The sequence below is a fragment of the Arthrobacter sp. 01L42 genome, assembly GCF_056400005.1.
Map to the genome: position 1 here is coordinate 85,762 of NZ_JBFTSL010000007.1, position 15,603 is coordinate 101,364.

The following is a 15,603-nucleotide window of genomic DNA, read 5'->3' on the forward strand; positions in this document are numbered from 1 at the left end:
TGGGGCCAGCGGTGATGGGGCTAGTCGTGGTGGGGCAGCTGCGGACGGCTTTGCCGGTGCATGGCGCCGGCGGCCACCTGCTGGCCCCGCCGCCCGCGGGCGGTGTCGCGGTCCTTGGGGTGCCGCTGCTTGCCGCTGCCGTCCGGCCATTGCTGTCCCTGGCCGGGCCCGGGGGGAGCGTGGTGCAGGGCCTCGGGTCCCGGGGCTTCAGCCATGGACTGCGCCAGATGGCTCGCGACCTCGGGCTCGATTTCTTCTCCGAACTGATGATCCGCCATTGATCTTCCTTCCCGCTGTAATTAACCGCTGTGAAATGAAGTGTCCATCAATCGTAGGACTGCCCCGGGGAGATGTCTGTAGCGCCCGCCGTCGGACTTTCCGTCGGCCCGAATCCCGTCGGAAACCCCCGCAATCGAGGGCTGGCGCGGAAAATTTTGGGCGCGGCGCCGCCCGGATGGCCGGTTCCCAGTATCCGCGCGGCGAAAGCGGGCAAAAGAAATTAGTGAATTGCCCCCAATTTGCACGCGAAATGGGCGATCATACGGCACGCAACTCGGAAACTCCAGAGAATTCCCGTAAAATTGAAAGCCTGCCCAGAGCGGGGCAGCTACAAGTCGCAAGCAAATGATCTCCCTAGGAGCTTCCCAAATGCCCACAGACCGAAGCACGACCGACTCTTCAGCAGGCGTCATCGACGCCAGCAGAACCAACCAAGGCGCACCCAAGGGTGTGAAGAAACCGAAGCTACGTCGCCGTCGACTCCGCGAGTCCGACGTCAACGTTGTCGACCAGCCGATGCTCAAGAAGGCACTCGGCGGCACCATCGTGGGTAACACCATGGAGTGGTACGACGTCGGCGTGTTCGGCTACCTGATCACCACCATGGGACCGGTATTCCTGCCGGAGGCGGACAAGTCCGTCCAGACCCTGTTCCTGCTCGGAACCTTCGCCGCCACCTTCATCGCCCGCCCCCTCGGCGGAGTCGTGTTCGGCTGGCTTGGCGACAAGATCGGCCGCCAGAAGGTCCTCGCCGCGACCCTGATGATCATGGCCGCCAGCACCTTCGCCGTCGGGCTCCTGCCCGGCTACGCACAGATCGGCATCTGGGCTGCGGTCCTGCTGGTCCTGTTCAAAGTTATCCAGGGCTTCTCTACCGGCGGTGAATACGCCGGCGCCACGACCTTTGTGAGCGAGTACGCCCCTGACAAGCGCCGCGGATTCTTCGCCAGCTTCCTGGACATGGGCAGCTACCTCGGTTTCGCCCTTGGCGCGGCCCTCGTTTCGGTGCTGCAGCTGACCCTCGGCCAGGACACCATGGAGCAGTGGGGCTGGCGCATCCCGTTCCTCCTTGCCGGCCCGCTCGGCCTGATCGCCGTGTACTTCCGGAGCAAGATCGAGGAATCCCCGCAGTTCCAGGCAACCCTGGATGCCCAGGAGAACCTCGCAAAGGACGCAACCGCCTCGGACACCACAGCCTCCAAGGGCCCGGTGGGCATCGTGAAGGCGTACTGGCGCTCCCTCATCGTCGCGATGATCCTGGTCGCGGCAGCAAACACCGCCGGCTACGCACTGACCTCCTACATGCCGACGTACCTGACGGAGTCCAAGGGCTACGACGAGCTGCACGGCACGCTGCTGACCATCCCCGTGCTGGTCATCATGAGCCTCTGCATCCCGCTGACCGGCAGGCTTTCTGACCGGATCGGCCGCCGCCCCGTGCTGTGGATCGGCGCCATCAGCACCGTCGTCCTCGCCACCCCCGCCTTCCTGCTGATCGGCATCGGTGAAATCTGGTCAACGCTGGCCGGCCTTTCCCTGATTGCCTTCCCCGTGACGTTCTACGTGGCCAACCTGGCGTCGGCCCTGCCGGCCCAGTTCCCGACGGCCAGCCGCTACGGCGCCATGGGCATCGCGTACAACTTCTCGGTGGCCATCTTCGGCGGCACCACGCCGTTCATCGTTGCCGCCCTGATCAGCGCAACCGGCAACGACATGATGCCGGCCTACTACCTGATGGCCACCTCGGCGATCGGCGCAGTAGCGATCTACTTCCTCAAGGAATCCGCGCAGATGCCGCTGCCCGGCTCCATGCCGAGCGTGGACACCCAGGCTGAGGCCCGCGAGCTGGTCGCGACGCAGGACGAGAACCCGCTGATCGACCTCGAGCACATGGACATGCCCATGGTCGCACCGGCCGTCGATTCCACCGCAGGGCGCGGGGATGCCGAGAAAGTCCCGGCCACAGCCTAAGCCTGCCGGTCCGCCCGGACCGGCAGCAGCAGTCCAGGCTACGTAGCTGACAGCCCCGCCCTTTGAGGCCTGTTCCGGATGCTTACCCGTTGGGGGACGCATCCGGGCAGGCCTTAGGCGTGTCCGAACCACTATCAGCACCCGGGCCCCGCGAACCCCGCAAACCCCGGGCCCCCGGGGAAACCACAGGAACCACAGGAATCGGAGAGGCAGTTGTGAAGTCCCTGCTGCACCACATCCGTTCGCTGCACAGCCTGGCCCCGGCCAACAAGGACCACGTGTCGGCTTGGCGGGTGGCGATCAGCGTGGCCGTTCCGTCCCTGGCGCTCCTGGCGGCCGGTCGCCCCGGGCTGGCGGGCTACGCTGTTTTCGGCGCGCTGACCGGCATGTACGGCCGCACCGAGCCTCACCAGCTCCGGCTCCGGCATCAAGGCCAGGCGGCTGTCCTTTTGGTTGCCGGCGTAGGAGTCGGCGTCTTCCTCTCGGCCCACCACATTCATTCGTGGGCCCTGGTGATCATTGAGGCCGCGTTCGCCGGCGTGGGCTCGGTGTTCACGGACAAGACGGCCCTGAAACCCGCCGGCCCCTTCTTCGGGATCCTGGCCCTGGGCGCGTGCGCCTCCGTTCCCGCCGCCGTCCCCTGGCACACGGGCGTTCTCATCGCCGCGGGATCGGCCGCGTTCTCCATCATGGTCGGCTTTGGCGGCTGGTTTGTCGGCCGCACCTGGCAGCGCGGGAGGCGGCGGGACGTCACAGTGCTGCGCGGGGCCGGGCGCCGGGCGGCGTGGCTGCATGCCGCCCGCTACGTCACCGCTGTCGGCGGCGCCGGGACCCTGGGGGTCCTCAGCGGCAGCGGCCACCCGCACTGGGCCATGGCCGCGGCGGCGGTGCCGCTTGCCGGTGCGGACCTGCCCAGCAGCGTGTACCGCGGCGTCCACCGGATCGTCGGGACACTGGGCGGTCTCGTGGTGGTCGCGGCGGTCCTGTTCCCGTGGCCGGGGTCACCGCTGCTGGCCTTCCCCGGGCAGGACGCCGCCGTCCTGGTCTGCCTGGTGATCGTGTTGCAGTTCAGCACCGAGCTGTTCATGACCCGGCACTACGGCCTTGCCATGGTCTCCTTCACCCCGGTGATCCTGCTGGTCGGACAGCTTGCCGCGCCGGCCGATCCCGCCGTGCTGGTGACCGAACGGGCCGTCGAAACACTCGTGGGCGCCGCCGTCGGGATCGCCGTCGTCGTACTGATCCGCCGACGGCGCCTGGCCGTCCGCTGATGTACCCGGCGGCTACTTGGCGCGCCGCGCCGGCCCGGCGATGAGCTTTGAGGGCAGCACCCGCGAAACCGAGGTCAGGACTTTGTAGCGCTTGCTGGGGATCGAGACGGCCTTGCCCTTGGCGTTGTCCGCCAGTCCCTCGCTGACCACTTGCCGGGCCTCGAGCCACATCCAGCGCGGCGTCGCCGTCTTGTCCATCCCCATCCGGTCGTGGAACTCGGTGTGGGTGAAGCCGGGGCACACGGCGGTGACCTTCACCCCGCGCGCCGCATAGGCCATGTTGGCCGAGCGCGAGAAACTCAGCAGCCAGGCCTTCGCTGCGGAATAGGTGCCGCGGGGCAGGAAGGCCGCCACGCTGGCGACGTTGATGATCCTGCCGGACTGGCGCCCGAGCATGCCTTGCAGGGCGGCGTGGCTGAGCTCCATGGCGGTTTCGACATGGAGCTTCAGGTGTTTCTTCTCCTCGGCAATGTCGTTGTCCTCGAAGGGCCGCAGCAGGCCGATTCCCGCGTTGTTGACCAGGATCTCCACCGGCCGCGCGGGGTCGGTCAGGCGCGCGACGACGGCGGCAATCCCTGCGTCGTCGGTCAGGTCCGCGGCGATCGTCTCCGTCGCGGTCCCGTAGCTGTTCTCCAGCTCCGCAGCGGTGGCCGCGAGGCGGCCGGCGTCGCGGGCCACGAGCACCACGCGGTGGCCCTGCTCGGCGAGCTGGCGGGCGAACTCGGCGCCAAGGCCCGCCGTCGCGCCCGTGACCATGGCTGTGCTGCCGGATGTAGAGGCTGTTTGAGGGTTCATAGCGACAGCCTAGTCTCGTCCCGGCTCAGGCCAGGGCCGTGTCCTGCGCCAGTTCGTCCCCTGCCGGGTCACCGTCATCGAGCAGGTGGCGGTTTTGAAGCTCTTCGGCCGCAAGCTCGTACCAGGTGTGCGCCCCGAAAGAGGGGCTGCTGGTGTCGAGGTGGCGGTAGAGAGCGTCAGCGAGCCGGCACAACGCCGTGTCGGACAGTGCCCGGACCGTGGCCACAGGATCCAGCGTTCCCTCGAAGTACTCCGAAAGCGCCAGCCCGTCGATGGAGCCAAGGTCGCTGGCGCCGCCGGTTTCCGCGGCCAGCGGGCTGTTGGCCTCCCCCAGCCCGGAGTCGGATCCGGAGCCGGGCCCGACGTCGAGCAGTCCGGCAGCTTCGCTGTCTCCGTTCCCGGCGACGGCAACGGGGGCTGGGCGGTCGTCGGTGTCGAGTCCGGCGAGGACTTCGGCGTCGGCGCCGACGTGCACGAGGCAGATTGGCAGCACCGCCGGCTCGTCGAGGGTGAAACGAAGCGGTCCGGACTCTGCGGAGCCCCCGGCATCGGGAGAGGGCAGGTGTCCGGCATCAGCGAGACGCCGGAGATCCAGCAGCACCTCAGGGTCCAGGTGGGAGGCGCCGTGGAGATCGATGACCACGGCGGCGCCCGGTTCGAGGCGGCAGGCGCGGCGCACAATGTGCAGGAGGGTTGCTGAGTCAGACTGGGTAACGCAGCCGGTAATTTCGAGGGTGACCTGTGCGGGATCGACGTCCACCCGGACAAGCACACGCAGTTTATGGTTCATGGGGTACTCCAAAGTCACCTGTCCAAGAGCCAACTGCATAACTCTGGTCAAACTTTACGAGGTTGGTCCGCTGCCCACAAGCGGGCAGGCCGATGATGCCGTTCCGGCCCCCGCGCCAGGCGCTCAGGCTCCCTCTGGGACCCGCTCCGGCCAGTCCACATACTGGTGGTACGACTCATGTTTGCGCAGGTAGCGGTACATGAACGGGCAATTCGGGATGATCCGCTTGCCGGAGGCAACCACGTCATCGAGGGCGAAGTGCGCCAGCACTTTGGCGAGCCCTTGGCCCTGGAACTGCTCTGCGGTATCCGTGTGGATAAAGTCGATATGGCCCGGCCTGTCGATGAAGCGCACCTGGACGGCCAGCTTGTCGCCGACACGGAGTTCGTAACGGTGCAGCTCGTCGTTCCGGGTGGTGGAGACGTCCGGGGTGAAGGTGTCTTCCGTGGTTGCCGAGTTCTCCGTCATGGTTCGACATTGGCACTTAATGGCGGGCGTGGCAATGGCGGTTCCGATCCGCCCTGCCCGTCAGGTGGCGTCGTGAGCCGAACCGGAATCCGGCCCAGGAGCACGACGGCGAGCGCGAAGCAGGCGGCACCCCCGCCGAGGAGCCCGGGCGTGAGCCCGGTGAGCGCGGCGTTGACTGCCGGGACAAAAACGGCGACGGCGGCGAGCAGCACGGCGGCCGCCGGCCGGCTCGGCGACGGGCCGGACGCCGTCGGCCGCTCCTCCAGCCTGCCAAACAATGCCACCACCGGCAGCAGCAGGGCGATGACGCCCAACAGCACCAGGGGCCGCCCCCACCACCAGGCCGCACTACCCCCGGGGGGCTGCGGGAAATCCGTCAGCAGCAGCACACCGGACATCGCCGCCAGCAGGGGCAGATGCCACAGATAAACAGTCATGGACCGCCGGCCGGCCACGCCCATCATCCGGCGCACCCCGGCCACGGACGCGATCCGGGACAGCACCGGCCGGAAGAGCTGGAGGGCGGCGGCCTGCGAGATGCCCAGGAGCAGCAGCGTCACATTGGGCGGATTGAGGTTCACCAGCATGTTCCCCGAATACAGCCCCAGCAGGACTATCAGCCCCAGCAGCATGTTGCTGGCAACCATGATGCCCAGGTGCGCCGGCCGGCCCGGCAGCAGCCGCGGGCCATCCGCCACGATGAATCCGAGCTGCTGCACGGCGCACCACAGGAACAGCATGTTCAGGTATGCCAGCAGCGGCAGCACTCCCCGCAGGCAATCGACCGTCACCACCAGGGCGGTGAGGCCGGCGAAGGTCAGCCATGGCGCGCGGGTGTGGAGGGCCGCCAGCCAGGGAAGGTTGAGTTGCGCGGCGAGGTACGCGGCCAGGAACCACAGCGGCATGCCGGCTCCGCTGGTGAGCAGCTCGATGACCTGAGGGTCAACCCCTGCGAGGCGGGCCGCCGACAGGCCAACGAACATGACCGCCAGCAGGACGGCGGCCGGCCGGATCAGGCGCAGCAGCCGGGCCTGCATGAAATCGAAGGCGTTGCCGCCCCTGGCGCGGAGCCGGCGCCAGGACTGCAGCCCGGTGATGCCTCCGGCCACAAAGAACAGCGGCATGATCTGGAAGACCCACACCACTGGTTCAAACCAGTGCTGATCGCCCAAGGTGTTCTCGGACGTCACGGTGCCGTCCGGGTGCAGTACGGGACTCACCATCATGGTGTGCGCGACCACCACCAATGCCAGGCAAAAGAACCGGACAAGGTCGATCACCGGGTCTCGGTCCGGCATCGGCGCCGGGTCGCCGGTTGGCCGCTGCTGCGCAAGCATGGCACCCCTCGGGAAGACAGGCTGTGTTGCCATCATTGTCGGGCCGCGGCGCCCTGGCTGCCAGAGCAGTATGGCCCGGATGCGCGCCGGCTGCGGGCCATACTGCTCTGGCAGTCACAGTGTCAGCGCGAGAGTGTGGCCAGGGCGGTGGCCGCGAAGGTCCTGGCCGAGGCATTCCACAGGCCCAGCAGTGCCTGGAGGTTCTCGCCGTCGGCCCGGTGCGCTGTGGTCTGTTCCTCAAGGACCGCCAGGACGCCGGTGCGCAACTCCGTGTTGAAGTTGACCTTGCCCACGTTCATCGCGGCGGCCTTGACCAGTTCCTCGGCCGGAATGCCGGAGGCGCCGTGCAGGACCAGCGGGATCCGGGTCCGCACGGCGATGTCCTGCAGCACGTCCCAGCGCAGCCGGGGCTCCCCTTTGTACTTGCCATGGACATTGCCCACAGCCACGGCGAGCAGCTGCGCCCCGGTGCGGGCCACGAAGTCCTCCACCTGGGCGGAGTCGGTGAGCCCGGCGGGGGCGTCCGCCACTGTGCTGCCTGCGTTATCCGCGGCGTCGGTCCCGAAGGCCCGGTCCTCGTCGCCGGCGAGTCCGCCGAGTTCTGCTTCAATGACGACGTCGGCCCGGCCCTGCGCTGCCAAGGCCGCGCGGACGTTCCGGACCAGGGCGATGTTGTCCTCGTACGGCAGCGAGGACCCGTCGACCAGCACCGAGTCGGCCCCGGCACTGACGGCGTCGGCGATCACCTGCGGGTCGGTGGCATGATCCAGCTGCACCGCAATCGGCACGGAGGCTGCGTCGGCGAGTCCGCGCAGGGCGGCGATCAGCCGCAGCCCGTTGGGCGTTGCCGCGGTTTTCGGTGCGACCAGCAGGATGGCGCCCCGGCCGGATTCCTCGGCCGCCCCCACAACGGCGAGCGCGGTGGTGAAGTCGTAACAGGTGAACGCCGGAACGGCAGAGCCTTGCTGCAGGGCGCCGGTCACCAGGGTGTCCAGTTGGGTACGCATCAGGCGCTCAGTCCCCCCACCAGCATCCAGGCGACGAATGTCAGGGCGAAGCCTGCCAGTCCCAGCACGGTGGTGAGCACGGTCCAGGTCCTGAGGCCGTCAGCGACGGTCAGTCCGTAGTAGCGCACAACCACCCAGAAACCGGCGTCGGTCACGTGGGAGAGGCCGAGGGCGCCGAATCCGATGGCGATCACGATCACGGCGGTCTGCGCCGGCGTGTAGCCGCCGCCGGCGACGGCGGAGGAGAGCAGGCCGGCCGTGGTGACGATCGCGACGGTGGCCGAGCCCTGGGCTGCGCGGAGGGCGAGGGAGATGATGAAGCCAAGCAGCAGCAGCGGAACGCCGAGCGTGTCGAGGGATTCGGAGAGAGCCTTGCCGATTCCGCTCACCTGCAGGACGCTGCCGAACACGCCGCCTGCCGCAACAACCATCAGGATGGACGCGATCGGAGGCAGGGCGCCTTCGAAGATTTCGCCGGTTTCCGTCAGCGACCATTGCCGGCGGACGGCCAGGAGGAAGAAGCAGAGCGCAACGGCCACCAGCAGGGCGAAGACGGGGTTGCCCACGAACGCCGCGACGCCGTACCAGAAGTCGTTCTTGTCGATCACCAGGGTGCCGACGGTGCCGAGGAGGATCAGCACGATCGGGGTGGCGATGAGGAAGATGATCAGTCCCGGGCGGGGCGGGGCGATGGCTTTGCTGCCCGGGCCCTCGTGGCCGACGCGGACCATGGTGGCGGAGCCGAACTCGTCCACCTGGGTTTTGACGGCCGGCAGCAGTTCGTAGGTCTTGCGGTTCATGATGGACGCGACCCAGTAGGACAGGAAGCCCAGCGGCACGCAGATCGTCAGCGAGATCAGGGCGATCAGTCCGATGTCGGCGCCGAGCACGCCGGCACCGGCAACAATCCCCGGGTGCGGGGGCACGGCCACGTGGATGGCCAGCATGATGCCGGCCATGGGCAGGCCGAACTTCACCGGGTGGACGTTGGCAATTTTAGCGAAGGCGTAGACGACCGGCACCAGGACAATGATGCCGACCTCGAAGAACACCGGAATCGCCACCAGGAAGCCGACTGCGGTGAGGGCGACGGCCACCCGGGTGGCCCCGAGCTTGGCGGTGAAGTGGTCGGCGAGGGACTGGACGCCGCCGGATACCTCGATCATCCGCCCCAGGATCGCGCCGAGCGCAATCAGGAGGGCGACCTTGCCCATGGTGCCTCCCACCCCGGCGGCCACCACGGTGAACACGTCCTTGAGCGGGATCTGCGCGGCCACGGCCACCAGGATACTGACGGTCAGCAGGGCCACGAAGGCCTGGATCTTGAAGCGGATGATAATCACCAGCAGCAGGGCGACGCCGGCCGCCGCGATTGTCAGCAGCAGCGGAGTTCCCAGCTCCACGGCCGGCTTGATGACGGGCGCGTCGGCTGCGCGCACCATCAGGGAATTGAGCAGGGGGGTCATGAAGAGGTGTCTCCTTTGACAGGAAGGTCGCCCAGCGAGTCAGTCGCCGGGAACAGTGGGGTGGGGACCCGGCGACGGCGGAGGGGGGACCGCCGTCGTCGGGGATGGGGGTGGCTGGTTAGGCGGTGCGCCTGGTGGGCGCGACGACCTTGATGACGGCGGAGTCATCGGCGGCGGCGAGGCCCTGGGCCTGGCCAAGGAGGTAGAGCTGCTCGGCGGCGGCGGCCACCGGGGCGGCGAGGCCGGCGGCGCGGGTGGCCTTGCCGACGATCCCCATGTCCTTGACGAAGATGTCCAGCCGGCTGAGGACTTCGGCGCCGTCCTCGGTGTAGGCCTCCAGGATGCGCGGTCCGCGGTTGGAAAGCATGAAGGAACCCGCCGCGCCGGCTTCAAGGGCGGCGAGGGTCTTGGCCTGGTCCAGGCCGAGGGCGTCGGCCAGGGCCATCGCCTCGGCGGCGGCGGCGATGTGGATGCCGCAGAGCAGCTGGTTGACGGTCTTGAGAGCCTGGCCGTCGCCGGGCTTGTCGCCGACCACGGTCAGGGTGGAGGCCAGCAGCTCAAGGGCCGGGCGGGCCTTTTCCTGGGCCTCGGGCGAGGCGCCCACCACGATCAGGAGGTCGCCCTCGCCGGCACGCTTGGGGCCGCCGGACAGCGGGGCATCAACCAGTTCGACGCCGTATTCGGCCAGGCGGTCGACGGCGGCCGGGATGGCCTCGGTGCCCACGGTGCTGCCCAGGATCACGACGGCGCCCGGCTTGAGCACGGAGGCCACGCCGTTCTCGCCGAACAGGACATCGTTTAGCTGTTCACCGTTGCGCACTGCCAGCAGCAGCGCGTCGGCGCCTTTCGAGGCTTCCCGTGCGGAGGCGAAGGTGCGGATGCCGGCCTCTTCAGCCAGCTTCAGGCGCGGTTCGGCGATGTCGAAGCCGTGGACGGTGAGCTCGCTTGCCAGGCGCGTGGCCATGGGCAGGCCCATGGCGCCAAGGCCAAGGACGGTGATGGTGTAGTTGCTGGTCATGGTGTTCTCCATCGAATGACGTGTGGTGCTGGGCCCATACCGGCGAGGGGCCCTGCCTGAGGTTGTGAAGGCTGGGAGCCGGCGGGGATTAGAAGGTGTTGCTGAGCTTGCGCGTGACATCGGCGAGGGACTGGTCGTCGCCCACGTTGCCGGCGAAGACGATGTACGGGATGCCCTTGGCGGGACCGTCCACCGGTTCCCACAGGCTGACGATGCCCGGCAGCATGGGCCCGCGGACTATCGCGTGCCGGATTTCCAGGCCGTGTGCGGCCACGTCCGAGGACGTGATGCCGCCCTTGGCGATCACGAAGCGGGGCGGGAAGGTCTTTAGCGTGCGGTTCACCACGGCAACGACGGCGGCAGAGACGGTGCGGGCGATCCGCAGGCTTTCGGCGGCGTCGGAGGTCTTGATCAGGAGCCGGCTCGTGTGCACGATCACGTCGCCGCCGCGGAGGGCAGCGACGACCGTGTCCACGGTTTCGTCCAGGTACTCCCCCGCGTTGTCGCCGAGGAGCTTCTCGACGTCGATCTCCACGATCCGGGCCGCGCTGTGCTGCTCGGTGAGGGCGTTGAGCTGGCGGGTGGTGACACCGACGTGCGAACCGACCACGATCAGGCCACCGGCTTCCGAGGGGATGTTGCCCGCATAGGCTTCCTCGCCGCTGAGTTCGGTGCGGATTTCCTGGCCGATCCGTGCCCGAACAAACGGCGGGCCCACGCGGTAGAGCAGCTTCTTGCCGCGGCTTTCCGCTTCTTCCAGGCCCAGGGCCAGCGCCCGCAGGTCGTTTTCGGTGACGATGTCCGCCACGATCGGAGTCGAATCCGTGGCGGCGTCGATGGCATCGGCAATGGCCTTGGCGGAGATCATCGGATCGGCGGACGCCCGGATGATGTCCAGATCCAGCACGATCACCGAATCCGCGGGGAACCGGCCGTTCGACTTCTCCTCGACATACTTGGCCATCTCCGAGTTGGCGAAGCCGAAGCTGGCGTCCCGGGCGAATTCGGTCTCGGCCACGGGGGTGAGCTGCCCGGCGTCCGGGCCTGTGCCGCGGGTGAAGTGCACGCCGCCGACCGTGACGCGGCCGGCGTCGGGGAACGCGGGAACAATCACGACGCCGTCCGTCTTCTCGCCGTTGACGGCGGTGACGGTGGCTGCGATGACGTCCGGTTCGAGCGGGTAGTGTCCGCGGAGGGTGGAGTCGCTGCGGCTGACAAAGCTGAGCCGAAGCGCGGGTTCAGCGGACGCTGCGGCCGCGAGTGCGTTGCGGACGATCTCCTCGTTGCGGGCAGCCGCCTCGGCAGGGTCAAGGCTGCGGGTGTTGGTGAGCACGTAGACCGCGCGCTGGCGCTGGCCGTCGACTTCGTAGGCGAACGCCCAGGCAAAGTCCGCCACTTCCCAGCGGGTGAGGACCGGCAGGTTCGCCACGGACTGGGTGCCGGTGGGGTCGTCGTCGAGTACGACCAGGACACGGGGGGATGCCTCGGAGGAGGCGGCCACGCTGTCTGCCACCAGCCGGGCGGGGATCTGTACTTCCGCGGGGAAAGCGGCCAGCACGTCTGCTTCGAGGGGCACTATGCACTCCATTGTGTGTGGATCTTTCAGTGGAAAACTGCGGTTCTCCGCGAGCCGCAGCAGGAACAAAATGTAAGATGTCAGACATCTTGCATATGAATGCTAGTGTGGCATATGGCACAACGACGCGCAAGTAGACTTGGCCATCACGGAGCACGCCATCAGGCAACAAGTCGCTGGACGGGGAGAATTGGCTAGGAAATCGCTGGTCGGCGTTGTGGCCGACGAACTGCTGGACCGGATTATTGGCGGCGAGTTCCCGCCCGGCGCGAGCGTCCCCGGCGAACTGGAGCTCAGCTCCCGGCACGAAGTCAGCCGCATGACCGTGCGCGAAGCCATGAAAACCCTTGAAGCCCAGCGGATCCTCAGCGTGGAACGGGGCCGGGGCACGTTCGTGAACCCGGTGAACCGCTGGGGCTCCCTGGACGCCGTGCTGCGGGCAGCCTCGGAGGGCACGAACGACGCCTCGGCCGCCATCCAGCTCATCGAGCTCCGGCGGATGCTGGAGACGGGCGCCTGCGAACTGGCTGCCGGGCGGATGTCGGACACGGACATCCAGGCCCTCCGCGCGCACGTCGACAGGATGCGGCTGGCCCACGAGAGGAATGATCTCGCGGCATTCGTGGAGGAAGACCTCGCTTTCCACGACCTCATCCTGCAGGCCTCGGAAAACGTCTTCGTCGCCGTGTTATTCGAACCCTTGCACCGCGTGCTGGAAAAACGGCGGACGGAAACTTCCAAGGTGCCGGAGATCCAGGAGCACGCCATCGGGCACCATCAGAACATCGCTGACGCCCTGGCCTCCCGCGACCCGCACCGCGCCCGCGACGCCATGGACGCCCACATGCAGCAGACCCTTGACGATCTGAAGACCTTCGTGCTGGCCGGAGGCCCCGCCTGACGCGGACCCGCGCTTTGCCCGGATAATGAACTCAGGCGAGCGAGAGGAAGAGCTTCTCGAGTTCGGCGCGGTCCAGGCTGGGGTCTTCCTGCTGCATGCACTGCTGCAGGCCCGTCGCAATGATGGAGAATCCAGCCTTGTCCAGGGCACTCGACACGGCCGCCAGCTGGGTCACGACGCTCTTGCAGTCACGGCCCTCCTCGATCATCCTGGTGACGGCCGCGAGCTGGCCCTGGGCGCGGCGAAGCCGGTTAATAACAGGCTTCATGTCGGTGGGATCGAGTTCCATTGGTTCCTCCGGTTCGATGCGTCAGGCTCCACATTATACCCCCCTGAGTATTTCGCCTCCCGGGTGGCGGACGGCCGGGGGTGGCCGCGCGGCCGCATGCCGCCCCGCTAGGGGCATAAGTACCTAGCGAGGCATGGAATATCGGCGTATTGCTGGTGATGTGAACGCCGCCAGGTTCCTAGAGCCGGACGCCGGCGGTACCGGCGTCAACCTCCCCGCCGCGGGGCCGTGGCATCCAGGGGATCAGAGCTCCGCACGCGGCCGTGCCGGTGACCTGCGTTCCCGGCCCTGGAGCCGGTATGTCGCTTTGGGCGACTCGTTCACGGCAGGCGTCGGCGACCCGGAACCGCTGAGCCCCGGGGGCATTCGGGGGTGGGCGGACCGCATCGCCGAGGAACTCGGCGAGGGCCGCCGCGAGTTCGGGTACGCAAACCTTGCCATCAGCGGCCTGGTCCTGCGCGAAATACTCGACCAGCAACTCGGACCGGCCCTGAACCTGAAGCCTGACCTCGTCTCGCTCTCCGCCGGCGGGAACGATCTCGTGTTTCATCGCGGCGATCCGGACCGGATGGCCGCGGCCCTGGACGACGCCGTGGCAGCCCTCTCTGCCACCGGGGCCACGGTGGTCCTGTTCACCGGGCCGGACTGGGGCGAAACCGCTGTGTTCGGACACATCCGGGGGAAGGTCGCGGTATTCAACGAGAACATCCGTGTCATCGCCGCCCGGCGTGATGTCGTCATCGCCGATTTGTGGGCCCTGCGGCAACTGAGCGATCCGCGGATGTGGGATCCGGACCGCCTGCACTTCTCGCCGCTGGGACACCACACCATTGCGGCCATGGTCCTGGACACGCTCAGCGTGCCACACCGTCTGCGGCCGCTGGAACCGAAGCCGATGCCGCCGGGCAACTGGCGGGAGACCCGGGCCGGTGACCTGGCATGGATGGCGCACTACATGCTGCCCTGGATGGTGAGCCGGATCAGGCCGCGCGCAGACACCCCGCCCCGGCAGGCCAAACGCCCGCTGCCCGGACCGCCTCCCGGGGTCCCGGACTCCGGGCACAAACCCCTAGTCCGGCCGGGTTCGGTCGGCTAGTCTGCAGGAACGGCCCACAGCCGGGCATCGATGGCGATCACGAGGAGCGAAGTTGCCTAATCACACTTACAGCATTTCTGAAATTGTCGGAACCTCGAACGAGGGCGTCGATGCGGCCGTCCGGAACGGCATCGCCGAGGCCGCCAAGACCCTCCGGAACCTTGACTGGTTCGAAGTCAAGGAGATCCGCGGCCACCTTGAAAACGGGCAGGTCGCCGACTGGCAGGTCACCATCAAGCTGGGGTTCCGCCTGGAGCGTTGACGCCAGACTCCGGAGCGGGCCGGCACGCACCGTCCCGCTCCGGAGAAACCCGCAACCCGTCAGGGCAGAGGAGGCCAGGGCGGAGAGGAAAACTTCATGCGCTATACGCATCTGGGCCGCTCCGGCCTGACAGTCTCGCGCCTTTGCCTGGGCACCATGAACTTTGGCCCGCAGACCGAGGAGACGCAGGCCTTCGCCATCCTGGACTCCGCGCAGGCCGCCGGCATCAACTTCGTCGACACGGCCAATGTGTATGGCGGGTCCAGCCACCGCGGCTGGACGGAGGAAATACTCGGCCGCTGGTTCGCCCAGGGGGGCGAGCGCCGCGAGCGCACGGTGCTTGCCACCAAGTTGTTCGGCACCATGACCGACCGGCCCAACGAGTCCAAACTCTCGGCACTGCACATCCGCCGGGCGCTCGATGCCAGCCTGAAGCGGCTGCAGACGGACTATATCGATCTGTACCAGTTCCATCACGTGGACCGGAACACGCCCTGGGATGAGATCTGGCAGGCTATCGAGGTCGCCGTCCAGCAAGGCAAGATCCTGTACTCCGGCAGCAGCAACTTCGCCGGCTGGCACATCGCCCGGGCCCAGGAAACAGCCGGCCGCCGCAACTACAACGGGCTGGTCAGCGAGCAGTCGATTTACAACCTGCTGACCCGGGACGTGGAATTGGAGGTCATCCCGGCCGCCCAGCAGTATGGCCTGGGGATCCTGCCATGGTCGCCGTTGCACGGCGGCCTGCTCGGCGGAGTGCTGAAGAAGGAGAACGACGGCGTCCGTCGCATCGCGGGCCGGGCCCTCGAGGCGCTCAAGTCGCACCAGAAACAGATCCGGCGATACGAGGAATTCGCCGCCGAACTGGGTCAGGAACCCGCGGACCTGGCACTCGCGTGGCTGCTCCACCAGCCGGCAGTCACCGCTCCGATCATCGGCCCGCGTACCCTCGAGCAGCTCGAAGCCTCCGTCAGGGCGCACAAATTGAAGCTCGACACCGATGCGCTCAAGCGCCTCGACGAGATCTTCCCGGGCCACAGGACGGCTCCGGAAGACTACGCATGGTAGGGCGCAGTC

General features: G+C 67.7%; 16 protein-coding genes. 6 read left to right on the forward strand and 10 right to left on the reverse strand.

The features are described from left to right. Positions 1-20: 20 nt before the first annotated feature. Complete coding sequence (locus AC1DN2_RS07810) at positions 21-278, reverse strand: hypothetical protein (protein WP_476849873.1); 258 nt, start codon at positions 276-278, stop codon at positions 21-23. A gap of 370 nt (positions 279-648) precedes the next feature. On the opposite strand from AC1DN2_RS07810, the gene AC1DN2_RS07815 reads away from it, so the two are divergent. Then, a complete protein-coding gene (locus AC1DN2_RS07815; protein WP_476849874.1) occupies positions 649-2,250 on the forward strand; it encodes an MFS transporter in 1,602 nt (533 codons plus the stop codon). 215 nt (positions 2,251-2,465) lie between these two features. Then, complete coding sequence (locus AC1DN2_RS07820) at positions 2,466-3,521, forward strand: FUSC family protein (protein ID WP_476849875.1); 1,056 nt, start codon at positions 2,466-2,468, stop codon at positions 3,519-3,521. 12 nt (positions 3,522-3,533) lie between these two features. Here the strand turns inward: AC1DN2_RS07820 and AC1DN2_RS07825 are convergent, their stop codons facing one another. The 8 genes from AC1DN2_RS07825 to AC1DN2_RS07860 all read right to left on the reverse strand — a co-directional run bounded on the left by AC1DN2_RS07825 (position 3,534) and on the right by AC1DN2_RS07860 (position 11,978). Then, positions 3,534-4,316, reverse strand: a complete 783-nt coding sequence (locus tag AC1DN2_RS07825) for an SDR family NAD(P)-dependent oxidoreductase (RefSeq protein ID WP_230008345.1) — start codon at positions 4,314-4,316, stop codon at positions 3,534-3,536. A 25-nt stretch (positions 4,317-4,341) separates the two neighbouring features. Further along, on the reverse strand, positions 4,342-5,106 hold the full coding sequence (locus AC1DN2_RS07830; RefSeq protein WP_230008346.1) for a hypothetical protein: 765 nt from the start codon (positions 5,104-5,106) through the stop codon (positions 4,342-4,344). A gap of 123 nt (positions 5,107-5,229) precedes the next feature. Next, positions 5,230-5,574, reverse strand: coding sequence for a GNAT family N-acetyltransferase (locus tag AC1DN2_RS07835; protein ID WP_028276599.1), 345 nt, complete (start codon positions 5,572-5,574; stop codon positions 5,230-5,232). Next, the gene (locus AC1DN2_RS07840) at positions 5,571-6,911 is read right to left on the reverse strand and encodes an acyltransferase family protein (RefSeq protein WP_476849876.1); all 1,341 of its coding nucleotides are present in this window, start codon (positions 6,909-6,911) and stop codon (positions 5,571-5,573) included. The genes AC1DN2_RS07835 and AC1DN2_RS07840 overlap by 4 nt, the downstream gene beginning before the upstream one ends. Positions 6,912-7,033: 122 nt before the next feature. Further along, positions 7,034-7,918 carry a class II fructose-bisphosphate aldolase gene (locus AC1DN2_RS07845; RefSeq protein WP_476849877.1) on the reverse strand — a complete coding sequence of 295 codons (885 nt, stop codon included), beginning with the start codon at positions 7,916-7,918 and terminating at the stop codon, positions 7,034-7,036. Continuing rightward, positions 7,918-9,384 (reverse strand): GntP family transporter, encoded by a 1,467-nt coding sequence (locus AC1DN2_RS07850; RefSeq protein WP_476849878.1) that lies wholly within the window; start codon positions 9,382-9,384, stop codon positions 7,918-7,920. Before AC1DN2_RS07850 ends, AC1DN2_RS07845 begins: the two co-directional genes overlap by 1 nt. A 118-nt stretch (positions 9,385-9,502) precedes the next feature. After that, a complete protein-coding gene (locus tag AC1DN2_RS07855) occupies positions 9,503-10,402 on the reverse strand; it encodes an NAD(P)-dependent oxidoreductase (RefSeq protein ID WP_476849879.1) in 900 nt (299 codons plus the stop codon). Between the two features lie 88 nt (positions 10,403-10,490). Beyond that, positions 10,491-11,978: a four-carbon acid sugar kinase family protein gene (locus tag AC1DN2_RS07860; protein WP_476849880.1), complete on the reverse strand. Its 1,488-nt coding sequence runs from the start codon at positions 11,976-11,978 to the stop codon at positions 10,491-10,493. 190 nt (positions 11,979-12,168) lie between these two features. Here AC1DN2_RS07860 and AC1DN2_RS07865 point away from each other — a divergent pair, with 190 nt between their 5' ends. Next, complete coding sequence (locus tag AC1DN2_RS07865) at positions 12,169-12,879, forward strand: FadR/GntR family transcriptional regulator (RefSeq protein ID WP_223914664.1); 711 nt, start codon at positions 12,169-12,171, stop codon at positions 12,877-12,879. 31 nt (positions 12,880-12,910) lie between these two features. Here the strand turns inward: AC1DN2_RS07865 and AC1DN2_RS07870 are convergent, their stop codons facing one another. Then, entirely contained in the window at positions 12,911-13,168 is a 258-nt protein-coding gene (locus AC1DN2_RS07870; RefSeq protein WP_018774886.1) for a metal-sensitive transcriptional regulator, read from the reverse strand. A 133-nt stretch (positions 13,169-13,301) separates the two neighbouring features. Between AC1DN2_RS07870 and AC1DN2_RS07875 the strand changes: the two genes are divergently transcribed. The 3 genes from AC1DN2_RS07875 (at position 13,302) to AC1DN2_RS07885 (ending at position 15,594) form a co-directional block, all read left to right on the forward strand. Beyond that, positions 13,302-14,264 carry an SGNH/GDSL hydrolase family protein gene (locus AC1DN2_RS07875; protein ID WP_476849881.1) on the forward strand — a complete coding sequence of 321 codons (963 nt, stop codon included), beginning with the start codon at positions 13,302-13,304 and terminating at the stop codon, positions 14,262-14,264. A 52-nt stretch (positions 14,265-14,316) separates the two neighbouring features. Further along, positions 14,317-14,526 (forward strand): dodecin, encoded by a 210-nt coding sequence (locus AC1DN2_RS07880; protein WP_223914666.1) that lies wholly within the window; start codon positions 14,317-14,319, stop codon positions 14,524-14,526. A gap of 96 nt (positions 14,527-14,622) precedes the next feature. Continuing rightward, complete coding sequence (locus AC1DN2_RS07885; RefSeq protein WP_476849882.1) at positions 14,623-15,594, forward strand: aldo/keto reductase; 972 nt, start codon at positions 14,623-14,625, stop codon at positions 15,592-15,594. Positions 15,595-15,603: the final 9 nt, after the last annotated feature.